The sequence below is a fragment of the Paenibacillus sp. A3M_27_13 genome, assembly GCF_024213315.1.
Classification (GTDB): domain Bacteria; phylum Bacillota; class Bacilli; order Paenibacillales; family Paenibacillaceae; genus Paenibacillus; species Paenibacillus polymyxa_B.
In genome coordinates this window covers 626,023-638,298 of sequence record NZ_JANAVE010000003.1, presented here as the reverse complement: position 1 = coordinate 638,298, position 12,276 = coordinate 626,023, and the positions used below count along the sequence as shown (strand labels likewise).

Annotated in this window: 12 protein-coding genes and 1 pseudogene; 1 reads left to right on the top strand and 12 read right to left on the bottom strand. The window is 38.8% G+C overall.

Features of this window, described 5'->3' with window-relative positions:
- Positions 1–435: a hypothetical protein gene (locus tag NLX82_RS15860; RefSeq protein ID WP_226887713.1), complete on the bottom strand. Its 435-nt coding sequence runs from the start codon at positions 433–435 to the stop codon at positions 1–3.
- 792 nt (positions 436–1,227) lie between these two features.
- On the opposite strand from NLX82_RS15860, the gene NLX82_RS15855 reads away from it, so the two are divergent.
- Positions 1,228–2,094: a hypothetical protein gene (locus tag NLX82_RS15855; protein WP_075154848.1), complete on the top strand. Its 867-nt coding sequence runs from the start codon at positions 1,228–1,230 to the stop codon at positions 2,092–2,094.
- A 124-nt stretch (positions 2,095–2,218) separates the two neighbouring features.
- Here the strand turns inward: NLX82_RS15855 and NLX82_RS15850 are convergent.
- From NLX82_RS15850 to neuB, 11 genes and pseudogenes are all read right to left on the bottom strand, one after another.
- Positions 2,219–2,556, bottom strand: a pseudogene (locus NLX82_RS15850) (aminotransferase class I/II-fold pyridoxal phosphate-dependent enzyme).
- Between the two features lie 223 nt (positions 2,557–2,779).
- On the bottom strand, positions 2,780–3,100 hold the full coding sequence (locus tag NLX82_RS15845; RefSeq protein WP_254348532.1) for a hypothetical protein: 321 nt from the start codon (positions 3,098–3,100) through the stop codon (positions 2,780–2,782).
- 221 nt (positions 3,101–3,321) lie between these two features.
- The gene (locus NLX82_RS15840; protein WP_053326231.1) at positions 3,322–4,221 is read right to left on the bottom strand and encodes a polysaccharide deacetylase family protein; all 900 of its coding nucleotides are present in this window, start codon (positions 4,219–4,221) and stop codon (positions 3,322–3,324) included.
- 2 nt (positions 4,222–4,223) lie between these two features.
- Positions 4,224–5,366, bottom strand: coding sequence for a GNAT family N-acetyltransferase (locus NLX82_RS15835; protein WP_028542138.1), 1,143 nt, complete (start codon positions 5,364–5,366; stop codon positions 4,224–4,226).
- 59 nt (positions 5,367–5,425) lie between these two features.
- Positions 5,426–5,668: an acyl carrier protein gene (locus NLX82_RS15830; protein WP_254348531.1), complete on the bottom strand. Its 243-nt coding sequence runs from the start codon at positions 5,666–5,668 to the stop codon at positions 5,426–5,428.
- On the bottom strand, positions 5,656–7,323 hold the full coding sequence (locus tag NLX82_RS15825; protein ID WP_028542140.1) for an HAD-IIIC family phosphatase: 1,668 nt from the start codon (positions 7,321–7,323) through the stop codon (positions 5,656–5,658). The genes NLX82_RS15830 and NLX82_RS15825 overlap by 13 nt, the downstream gene beginning before the upstream one ends.
- 31 nt (positions 7,324–7,354) lie before the next feature.
- Positions 7,355–8,200, bottom strand: a complete 846-nt coding sequence (locus tag NLX82_RS15820) for a TylF/MycF/NovP-related O-methyltransferase (RefSeq protein WP_053326232.1) — start codon at positions 8,198–8,200, stop codon at positions 7,355–7,357.
- 100 nt (positions 8,201–8,300) lie between these two features.
- Positions 8,301–9,446, bottom strand: coding sequence for a DegT/DnrJ/EryC1/StrS family aminotransferase (locus tag NLX82_RS15815; protein WP_028542142.1), 1,146 nt, complete (start codon positions 9,444–9,446; stop codon positions 8,301–8,303).
- Between the two features lie 19 nt (positions 9,447–9,465).
- Positions 9,466–10,092 carry an acetyltransferase gene (locus tag NLX82_RS15810; protein ID WP_053326234.1) on the bottom strand — a complete coding sequence of 209 codons (627 nt, stop codon included), beginning with the start codon at positions 10,090–10,092 and terminating at the stop codon, positions 9,466–9,468.
- A 12-nt stretch (positions 10,093–10,104) separates the two neighbouring features.
- On the bottom strand, positions 10,105–11,244 hold the full coding sequence (neuC, locus tag NLX82_RS15805) for a UDP-N-acetylglucosamine 2-epimerase (RefSeq protein ID WP_053326235.1): 1,140 nt from the start codon (positions 11,242–11,244) through the stop codon (positions 10,105–10,107).
- On the bottom strand, positions 11,241–12,269 hold the full coding sequence (gene neuB, locus NLX82_RS15800; protein WP_254348530.1) for an N-acetylneuraminate synthase: 1,029 nt from the start codon (positions 12,267–12,269) through the stop codon (positions 11,241–11,243). Before neuB ends, neuC begins: the two co-directional genes overlap by 4 nt.
- Positions 12,270–12,276 lie beyond the last annotated feature (7 nt).

Sequence of the window (12,276 nt, the reverse complement as noted above, 5' to 3'; positions counted from 1 at the left end):
TCAGAGGCCTTTCCTCCAAAAACCCGTCAAACTTGCTGTTCCCGTGCTCCAATCAATCGAATACAAGTCAAATCTATAATTGGGATTACTGGATTTGATCTGAGCCAGAATGCTTCTATCCGTAGGTACGTTAAAGAACCAAAAATCTGTTGGATCAGTTGTCGTTAAAGAATCAGTGAAACTCATGAGGTCACCGTTCACATTGAAATTAGACATTAATGTAACCCGGCGATTGTTCACTTTAAGAGTCTCACCATATACAGCCTCAGTCGTGCTGGTAGGTTCCAGCATTTGAGTCGTACTGACCGAAAATGGCGTAGGGCTCCCCTTCTCCGTCGTACTTGATGAACTGGCCTCAACTGAGGCTGGAGCTATTGACATACTTAAAACTAAAATAGCTAATAAAATTCCAGAAAGATATTTTCCCCACTTCATAAACATCATCCCTTCTCAGAATATTTAAAATTATTCATAGATTGAAAATAATTCCTATGGATGATGTACTAATTCTATAACACACTTAATTATTCTTTATTCTAAGGTTTCGTCTTAGACGATCTTACGTTGAATCTATGAACGAGCCTTGATCAGCACCCTCATCATACAAAGAGAGCACTGTCGGCAGGGGAAGCTAGGAAGGTTCATTGCACCTCTTCTTTCGAATCCCTCGTCCAATAATACCAACTTTCCATTTTTTGAATTCTGTAACCACACTTTATATATAAATTCAATGCATTGTAATTTCGACCTTGTGTTGAAACTACTAGTTGTTCAATCGGCCTGCTTTAGTTTATATAACTCATCCACTTTTTCAATATCAAAAATATGTGGATAACAAGGATATCTAGTATTTTCAAATAATCCAGTCATCCTATTTTGTATAACAGGAAAGTCATGTTCCGTCGCTAAGAGAACTTTTATTTTGTGCATTAGTATCTATTCTAGTCTCAAATGTTACTTTAGCATCCACTATACAAATCCTCTTACCATATGACACCTCCATTAGTAGTTAAGCTCTTTTATACTATGTTGATAGAGATGTCGAAGTATCTCGTATGTTGTCGCAACATAATAAATTACCGCCAGTTATTCAAAGACAGACCTTATTACGTCCTAAAATTAAATCCACTATTAAACTTTATTTTGAATATATAGACATTAATGTTTAGACATCCCTTTTGTTCTTTTGTATTCTTGGTAAGTAAATCAACTCAAAGGAGAATATAAATGAAAAAGATTTTTATCCCACTCTTACTTTCCATGTTTTTTGCATTATTTATCGTTTCACCCACTTTTGCTGCTACAAGTATTGGGTCAGTATTAGTGCAACCCGAGCAAGGTTGGACAAGATATAATCACGACTCAAGTGAGATAACCTATTTAGGTGGAAAATGGACGCTGGATCCAAGTTCAAAATCTTATAATTCTACAATTGGTAATAAGGATACAGGTATTAAATTTAATTTTACCGGTTCTAAAATCCGATATATATCCACTACATGGTCATCTGGATCATCTAATACTGATGTTATAATCGATGGTCAAGTCGTTGGTAAAATTAACTTTGCTGGTCCTGAAGTGTACCAGAAAAAAATGATGTTTGAAAAAACGGATTTAAGTCCAGGTGAACACTCATTCGAATTGAAAAATAATGGTACCAACTATATTTTCTTCTACGGTGTGGACATTGAAGGAACTTTAAAACCATTCAATCTAATAAACCCAACTCCTGTGGACCCCGTGCCTGTAGATCCAACGCCTAATCCTGATCCAACGCCAACACCAGATCCAACACCAAGTCCTAATCCTGATCCGTCTAAACCTACTGAGCCGACCGAACCAGCACAACCAACTGGCGACCGAGCTATTCTGACTGTAACCATGGACAATGGATTTGATAATGAATTTGATCTGAGTAAAAAAGAATTGAATGCCTTCATCACTTGGTATGACGCTAAAGATGCTGGTAGAGGTGCTTCATTCTTTGCCATTGATAAGCACAATAACAACAAAGGTCCATTCAGCAACCGTAAAGACTACGTAATCTTCAACAAAATCCTTACGTTTGAAGTAAGTGAGTATTCAACTAAATAATAAACAACAAAGGACTCCATAATGGTTACATACCAGCGGAGTCCTTTTCACATCTACTCTAAATTCAAACTGCTTACGGAAGAAATAATATCCGTTAATCACAATAGATTCCGGCGTTATTTTCTCAACTACTCCTCCGCAGTCTACAATCTCCTTCCTTTATATTCCTAAGAATTTCTTGTGCTGCATCCTCTACAACTGCCAAATTGTATCTATTCGCCAAATCTAAAATTTTATCCATGTCACAAGCTACTCCAGCATAAGCACGGGGACAATTGCTTTTGTTTTATCTGTGATCGCATTTTCTATAAGATCTTCATTAATATTCATAGTATCAGGTCGAATATCCACGAATACAATCTTAGCTCCTCTTAAAACAAAGGCATTGGCGGTGGATACGAATGTATAAGAAGGCATGATAATTTCATCACCCTGTTGAATATCCAAGAGAATAGCAGCCATCTCCAAAGCATGTGTACAAGAAGTCGTTATTAATGTTTTTTACATCAAAAGTTCTTTCAAACCAGTTTGCACATAAACGCGTAAATTCTCCATCCCCCGAAAGATGTCCACTAGAAAATGACTTTTCAACACACTCTCCTTCTTTACCTACGATTGCCGGTACATTGAAATTTATCATTATCATCTCTCATTTCAGCAAATTATGTGGTGAAGCCCATGCAGCCTAATAAAAGTGTGGTGATTTAGTCATAGTCTCTATAATTTCTCTCATAACCTTTTCACTGTCAAAAATTTCATCCGCCCTATTTATCGCTACAGATCTTTCGCGTTCCCTAAATACAGGATTTTCCCAATTTTTTATAGATGTCTTTACATCATCAAAACTGTTAATATGATAGTACCCTCCTGTCATGTGAGCAACAGCTCCGAAGGCATATGTAAAAACGGGTAGACCTTGCCGCAAACCAATGGCAGCAGAAGTACCGCCTCCAGATCGAACTGTGTTTAAATAAGCATCACAGGGGGTATGGTCATTACATTTCATATAGATCGTCTAGTTCTGTTAAAAAAGAATCGTTTAGCTCCGTATCAAGGCGATTACCCACTATGTCCAATACAAATTTTTCCTCAGCCAACCCCAATACTCTCTATCATTTTAGAATGTGGATATGTATATTTATAAGTAAACACACTCTCAATAACGGATTCCCGAGACCTATTCAATCTGCTGTGCACAGTAGTTCGTTCCCATTCACATCCCACAGATCACAAATACGATGACGTCCCTAGGGGAGGTAGACGTATACAGTCTATTCTATCCATCCAAAATTCTCTGTTGTCAGAAATCCCCCCTTCTCTTGTACTAAAAGCACCAACAAATCCATTCTTCACTAGAACTGGAGTTAGTTTGTCCAACATTAACTTTTGGTTAACTCCACCACCAAAAGCAGGCGTATACCAGATCGGATTTATACCTAAAACACTCTTCATCCAATCTTTACAAGGGCCGATTTCAATATCATAAAATTCCTGTGGATCGCCATTGTAAGGAATATGATTATGAGCATGCACACCTATAGTCATTCCTGCCTGGCTCATTTCAACTATTTCTTCTGTACTTATATAAAAATCATTTATAAATTTTTGCTTATCGGGAAACAAGGACTGAAAAATAGACTCGAGAAAGATAGTTGCTTCCGTAACAGATAATTTAAAATTAAGCATAAATTTATTGTATCTGCGGAGTTTTTTCTGTTCATACTTATAGATTTGGCTCTCCTCTTCCACACCGCTCGTATCATATGTTCCACTCAATAATTCCCACAACTCTTCATCGGATTTGAAGGAGAGCACCGTGTGTACCAAATGAACTAATGGAACGTTACCTGTGAGGTGTGGACCAGACATGACTGTAAAATATGCAGGAATTCCTTTTCTTTTCAAGATGTCAAAAGCAAACGTATATTGGTCTTTTGTACCATCATCAAACGTTAGTACACACCATGGTTCCGAGTTGGACTTATCAATCTCGTCTAACGAGATAATTCGATGTGTCTTGCTAATTAAATCTAGCTGTTCTTCAAAGTCATGGGGATGCATGGGAACAATCCCACCCCATCCTTTCTTCTCACGTACATAGTGGTACATCGCAGCAATATTACCCATTATCAATTCCACCCTTTAGGAAGTGGCCAAATGTTGGGACGATCCATATCTCCGTCAGTTTTAACAAGATATATGTCATTCACTTCCGTATTTTGAAAGTAACCTTCATTTTTTTTAATTTTCCATACAAAATTAATGGGATTAACACGATAACGAAAAGGCTGGAACAGGCCTGCCAATCCACATTCCTTTGGCGTGTAGTCTATATTTTGTTTTTTAAAACCGATGGATTCCAGAACATGCTCTAAACGATTTGAACTTAACTGAAAATCCGCCGCAACACACCCTTGGTCACGAGCCCATGACAAAACCCCAGATACCATCTCAATCAAACGATGATCTGCTATTCCTTCCCAAACCTCCGCATTAGCTGGGATGATTTCTATAATCCTTAATACTTTTGTGCCGTGGGTACTCCCCTCTGGAGCATATACTCGATCTAGACGTGCAATTACAATCCCCTCAGCAGTGGAATCACCGAAAAATAAATACTTATAGCCCGCACTATTTATATATCTCCATTCCCAAAAGGAGGCGCTACGGTACTGCGAAAGTGAGAATCGATGTTGAATACTTTTAATGTATAATTGCTCTAACTCCTCACCCGTAATATTGAGTATTGGGCTGTATGAATGTATCAATCTTTCCTCAACACCTGATATCCATTGTCCAATAACCGAATGATCGAATGAATCATTTAGTAGGTTAACATAACCGTTGGCGTCAAGCGGAATGATGTAACGGTTCAAATGATCTGAATACGAATACCCCATACGTTCATACATAGGTACCACTTGAAGATTACAACCTAAGGTCACGCACACCGAATTATACTTTTCAGCTTCTTTCATAAGCATAATGCCCAAGCCACTGTTTCTATACTTCTCTGATACAATCCACATGGCGAAACTGATACCTTTATATTGTTCTCCGTTAGAACTATACTCACTAGGAATGACCCCAAGGAACCCCTCAATACAACCATTGTCAATCAGCAGTAAACTTTCCGATAAACCATTCTCGTCAATCCGATACTGCCAATCAAACAATTCTTTGTTATAGATAGCATGCTCTGGGGACCAATTAATTCTCATAAACGCAACCAGCGACTCATAATCAGAATCTTTATATTTTACAATTTCCAATAGCTTTCCCCCTCCTTTTTATGCGTTATATTTTTCCACATAACACTTCAAATAAATTATTAATTATGAATATTATTCAAAATATGCAAAATGCTTTGCACTGAATCTATATTAGCTATTTCATCAATGGGAATAGACACATTAAAATTAGCTTCAAGTTCCATCACTAAATTCAATTGATTGAGCGAATCCCAATTTTCAAAGTCACTTTTTACCGATCCCAATGTCACTTTTTCGACAGACACATTCATAATTTTAGATATTATCGATTGAACTAACTCAAATTTATTCAAAAAGAGCACTCCTTAAGTAAGATATGATGAGGTAAGAATATCTCTCCTAGATCTAATTCATTGTTTTTGGATACATCCCTATACTTCTTTGAAATAAAGTCATAAAAAGGTTTATTCTTTTCTGTTTTTATATACATACCCTTAATACTATGGGGGGAAAAATGCTTGGTAACTAAATAAAGCATTGCTTCCTCAATTCCCTTGCCCATGACACGACAACTCATAACAAAATCATGGATTTCAGCCTGACCTTCATCATCACATGAAACCGAAATCAGTCCTGTATAACCTGCATTTCCAAATTTGTCTTCCACTTCAAATAAGATTGCATGATTATTCGGCAGTTCACTCCAGGACCAATACTCTTCAATCGTAAACCTGCGGGTTGCCATGTTAAACTGATTCGTTTTATTCATTAACTGGACAGCACGTGTTAGCAATAATTTATTCAATTTATGTGGAGTCAGCTTAATTTCAAGTGAATGTAGCCATTCTTCCAATGATTCTACGTTTAACTTTATCGACTCTCGCTTTTGCTCCTGTTTGAACCAGTCTGTTCGTTTACGATCCTCCAACGTTATAGCAGGAGTCTCGAAACAATCCAGTTGGCTAATAAAAACAGGGTATTGGGTAACATCAATAGGTAGGTCAGGTACATATACTTCTGGAAGAGCCTGCTTGATACGATCTCTTTCAGATGGATTATCGTCTAGAAATACAACAGATTGCAGACCTAGGTTGAGCTCCTTTACAATTTCAACCACATTGGCAGCCTTGTCGTTCCAGTTGATTCGAATTGAAGAAAAGTCCTTTTTTCTCAGAATCATTTCCGGATGCTGTTCTATCATTTCTAGTGCTATCGGTTCGCTGTTTTTACTGCATATAGCCAGGATGACACCTCGGTTACTCAATCTGTGCAATTCTTGCTGAAAAAGCTTGAAACTCTCACCGACGGGATCAATCCCCCCCAGTTTGATGTTGTCAATACCATCGTCACCAATCACGCCACCCCAGAGTGTATTATCCAGATCACAGATAATTAACTTTTTACTTTGTCCGTATAGACCACTAATGATTGATTTTAGCTCATTGGATACAAAGAGAAAAAAATCGCGAGAGAACTGAATTTTCCCAAGTGCATACATTTTAGCATCGTAGCTTTTTTGCTGGATTGCTGCATACCAATAGCTAGAATCAAGAATGATAACATGCTCGTGCTCTTGTAGTCGTTCTGAAAGACGTAGATTCATTTGCATAAGTACATTGCTTAATCCTACATTGTGCTTTAATGTCATCGATTGTATCCAACGGTAATGAGGTGGGAGGGACCAAGACACAACAAAAATATGTTTTGCTTTTCCCTCAGCCCTGATAATAAGCTCGCAAAATTGATCGACTTCATTAAGAACATCACCGATATTAATTTCCTTATACTCCAGCAGTTTATTAAAAGAAGGAATTACTTTCTCAGGACTTGTCCATAAAAGCAACATATCCTTTTTTTCCGACCATACGGAGTGATCAGAATTCATAAGAACCTGATTTACTTGATTATAAGGAGCTTCTGTCACTTCTAACGTCAAATCTTGATAAGATCCCTCTAGAAAACGAACCATCGGATTTAGATTAGAATCAGAGAGGATTAATAGTTTATTTTTTCTCATTTATTTTCTCCCCCATAAATCAAGGTTCAACTTACTTCATAATGGCGACACTACCACATAAGTCACTTATAGGAGTGTACTTAACACCATGTTCTCTACAATACTCTCTAACCGCCTGTTTTACACCATGAAATCGAGTACTGTTGTAGTCATGGATTATAATATATCCCCCATCTGACATCTTAGGATAGAAAAATTTTAATCCTTCGAGAATAGGCTGATACAAATCAACATCCAAACTAACAAATGCAAAAGTTTCATTCACGTCACTTGCTGATTCTGGAAAATACCCTTTTTTCACAATACAATTTTCTTTATACATCATTTTATTCAGTACTAAGTCCACATCCGAATTGCAAAATTCTCCTGCAACCGAGTTCGAAAAATCACCTTTATTTTCGTTATCAATATCCTTCTGGTCAAAACCGCTAAAGGTATCAAATAAATATAGTTGACGATCAGGAAAAACCCGGTTAATATACTTAGAAAATTCCCCCTTAAACACACCGAGCTCTGCTACACTTCCCTTTACTCCGCACTCATTTATTTCATCAGCAATTTGCCGTAATAGAGCCAGCCTAGTATCAAATTTCAAACTCATAAAATAGTCAATAATTTTTTCCTTTTCAATCGACAACTCTTCAGTTAGCTGTTTGTACACTGATTCTCCATGAATATTCGCTATAATTACATAATCGAATACAAGCTTACAAATTTCATTAGGAGCAACGACCGGTTTGGACAAAAATTTCGAGCCTTGTTTAGATCCATCATTGTCTGCAAATGCGATAACCTCGAATTCATCACTTAATAGATAATGAACACGAAGTCCTCCATCACCTGCACCAAAAATAACTACCTTTGCTTTATCAATCAAATTCTACACCTCTCCCGAAATAAGCATCATAAACATAATGACTGAATAAATGCTCTTTTTATGCAAAACATAGCTGTGCTAATTGAGTTCAATATTATATTCATCGAAAAAAGGCCTTCATTTGATTAATAACAAAACTCTGCTCATCCACCGACATATTTGTTCCAGAGGGCAAACAAACTCCTTTTTCAAATAATATTTTGCTAATATCCAAGCCACCTTCATGAGCATAATACACGGCATCTTTAAAGAGTGGTTGCAGATGAAGCGGCTTCCATACTGGTCGAGATTCAATATTATCTTTTCCTAAATAACCTATTAAATCACTAACGCTTGTACCAATAATTTCAGGGTCTATTATCATTGTTGTCAACCATCGAGTAGACTTACCAAAACTCTTTTCCGGCATAAATTGTATTCCATCAATTCCTGATAGCTCATAGCTATACTTTTCAAAAATTTCTCGTTTCTGTTGAATGCGTTCGTCCAACACACGAAGCTGCCCTCTCCCTATACCAGCTAGGACATTACTGAGACGATAATTGAAGCCTACATCCTCATGCTGATAATGTATCGCCTTTTCCCTCGCCTGAGTTGCGTAATGTCGCGCTCTACTTAGTGCTTCTAAATCATCTGAAACCAGCATGCCCCCACCTGAAGTAGTAATAATTTTATTTCCATTAAATGAAAGAATGCCGAATTTCCCAAGCGTTCCACTCATTTGCTTGCCGTAAGTTGCTCCGAGTGATTCCGCAGCATCTTCTACAATTGGCACCTCGTAATAATCACATATTTTTTTCAACCGATCGTAGTCTGCACTCTGCCCATACAAATTGACTATAACTACAGCTTTAGGTTTCTTTCCCTTATCTGCATAAGTCTTGAATGCTCGCTCTAGTGCCTCAGGGGACATATTCCAGCTGTCTGGTTCCGAATCGATAAAGACAGGAATTGCACCTTGATATAAGATCGGATTAGCACTGGCAACAAAGGTAAGAGAAGAACAAAAAACAATATCATCCTTTTCCACACCAAGCAATATCAAAGACAAGTGAATTGCTGCTGTTCCAGAACTTAGGGCAACTGCGCCTCCACATCCTAAGTAATTTGCCACCTCTGATTCAAAAGCGTCTACATTTTTACCTAGTGGAGCAATCCAATTCGTTTCAAAGGCCTCTGCGATATATTGCTGTTCAAGCCCGCCCATATGCGGTGAAGATAAATAAATTCTATCTCGATTGGACATTTTGTTTCATCCCTTATCCTTATAGGTTTTTTATTACTTTGGCCGGACAACCCACAGCTATAACGTTTTCTGGCAAATCGCGGATGACACAAGAAGCAGCACCAACGATGGTATCGCACCCTACACGAACACCAGGTATAAGACTTGCACCTATTCCGATATGAGCACAGTATCCGATCTGAACTCCACCTGCCATATGTACACCTGGGGAAATATGCACGAAGTCTTCTATTCGGCAATCATGATCTATAGTAGCCGCCGTATTAACAATGACATGCTCTCCAACATACGCATCAGCGTTAATTACAGCATTAGGCATGACAACCGTCCCCTCCCCAATGAATGCGCTGGGTGCGACTACAGCGCTTGGATGAACAGCAGTACCAAATTGGACTGAAGCAACTTTTAATTGACTTACAATCTTCCTTCTGGTTGTATTATCTCCGATTGCCACAACGAACAGCGCCTCTGGATACAGAGATAATAGTTGAGCAATCTGATTACGGCCCCCCAAGATCGGCAATCCGTTCCATGCTTCTTCTTTACAATGGTCATCCAGAATTCCTATGACTTCTTCACCACAGGACCGTAAAATATCCACGATAACCTTGGCATGCCCTCCTGCTCCAAAAACAATATAGCTCAAGGCCGATCCTCCTTAATAGGTAATTGTCTTTTGAATAAGCTGCTCTGACTTGGATGTTCGGTTCAATATATCTACGATGCGAGAGCTGGTGTTATCTCTACTGTAAATATTGTCGGCTGCTTTAACAATTTGTTGGAAAGGCTCAGACATTGCGTACTCTATTGCAGAAGTCAATTCGAGCTCGTCAGCTGAAATATCTATTGTGTTCACAGAACGCTCTCTGCCTGTCTGGCGAGTTCCGATATTAATGACTGGAACATGAAAGGAGGCAGCCTCAATAATCCCCGATGAAGAATTTCCAATTAATATTTTTGCATTTTTCAACATCGTCAGATAATCAAGTTGCTCAAAACTGGTTACAAGGTGCATCCCTTTTCTTGCAGCAAAACGATTATATACATCAACAATCGCATCAGCTCCAGCATCCGAATTAGGCATCACACAAATTACCTCATTCTCCCCAGCCAAGAGAACTTCCATCATCTTACCAAGGATGTGCATATCCGCTTCTTCCGTGGTGACAGGATGATAAGCAAACAGCACATAATCGTTATCTATATTCAGATCGTATTTACGTTTCGTCATCTCTAGCTCAGGCAGGGAAGTGTTCATCATCGTTTCAATTCTCGGAGCTCCGACTACATGAATTCTCCAAGGTTCCTCGCCAAGCCTGATTAGGCGCTCTCTGCTTCCATTTGTAGCCACAAAGTGAATGTGGGCCAACTTGCTAATCGCATGCCGAACAGACTCATCAATCGTGCCGGATACTTCTCCACCATGCAAATGAACAAGCGGAATGTTCATGTGAGAGGATACAATCGCAGCTGCAAGCATTTCTCCCCGATCTCCTAATACAACAACGAAATCTGGTTCCAAAGCTTCTACGGCTTGTGTCATGCCCATGATTGCTATTCCAATAGAGCGAGACATATTAGCATGGGTAGATCCCTGCAGCAGACAGTCTACCTTAGCAGATACACGAAATCCGTCCTTTTGGATAGCGTCCAATGTATACCCATGCTGTGGAGACAAATGCATGCCTGTAACCAACAGGTGGAGCTCCAGAGCATGTTCTTCCTCAAGAGCCCGCAAAACCGGGTAATATATCCCATAATCAGCTCGTGTTCCGGTAATCACCAATACTTTTTTCATTGCACATCATCCCATGATAACAAATAGTCTTCATGTACATCCTTTAAAAGCTGCTTACCAACCAAGTCATCAAAATATTTAGGCTCTATTCCAGTGCCCGGACGCTTGATAACTAGATCTTCTAGTGTTAGCAACTGGCCTGTTTTTTTAGATGTTGCCACCACAATACTTTTTCTTGCAACAGCTCTTGTGCTTTCCTCAGAAGGCATACACCTTTTAACACCATCCCCTAGGGCCTGCTCCACATTACGAATCGCGAGAACCATTTTTGAGAAATCAGCAGGCTCCAGTGAAGCCTTATGGTCAGGACCTGGAAGATTTCGATCCAATGTAAAATGCTTTTCAATAATTCTCGCTCCCAGTGCTGAAGCTGCTACAGCGATCTCAATTCCAGCCGTATGATCTGAGTAACCTGTGACCTTATTAAAAGCTGTAGATATTGTCTTCATGGCCAGCAGATTTACATCTTCCAAAGGTGCCGGATAGTCGGAAGTACAGTGTAGCAATAGTACTTCACTTTTTTTAAATGCTTGTAACGATTCTCCAATTTCATCTAAATTAGACATCCCGGTCGATAGAATAATCGGACGCCCATAGCTATCAAGCTTCTGAAGAAAGGGGATATTGTTCATATCTCCTGATCCAACCTTGAATGCGTCAATATGAATTGAATTCAGAAACTCAGCACTTTCTTCATCAAAGGGCGTGGAAAGGAAATCTATCCCTTTATCCTCACAGTACCTTTTCAATAGAACAAAATCCTCAAAGCTCAATTCCAGCTGTTTTAGCATATCTAGTTGGCTTTCAGCTGAATTGGTATTTTCCGTCTGGTAATTAGCCTTCTGGGCATACTTGGTTACCAGCTTTTCGCTTTTAAAGGTTTGGAATTTCACCGCATCGGCACCGCATAAAATCGCTTGATCAATACATTCGAATGCAAGCTCCAATGATCCGTTATGGTTAACTCCTACCTCTGCGATAATATAGATAGGGTGGTTTTCATTATTTGATAAGAGGTTTTTCATGTTATAT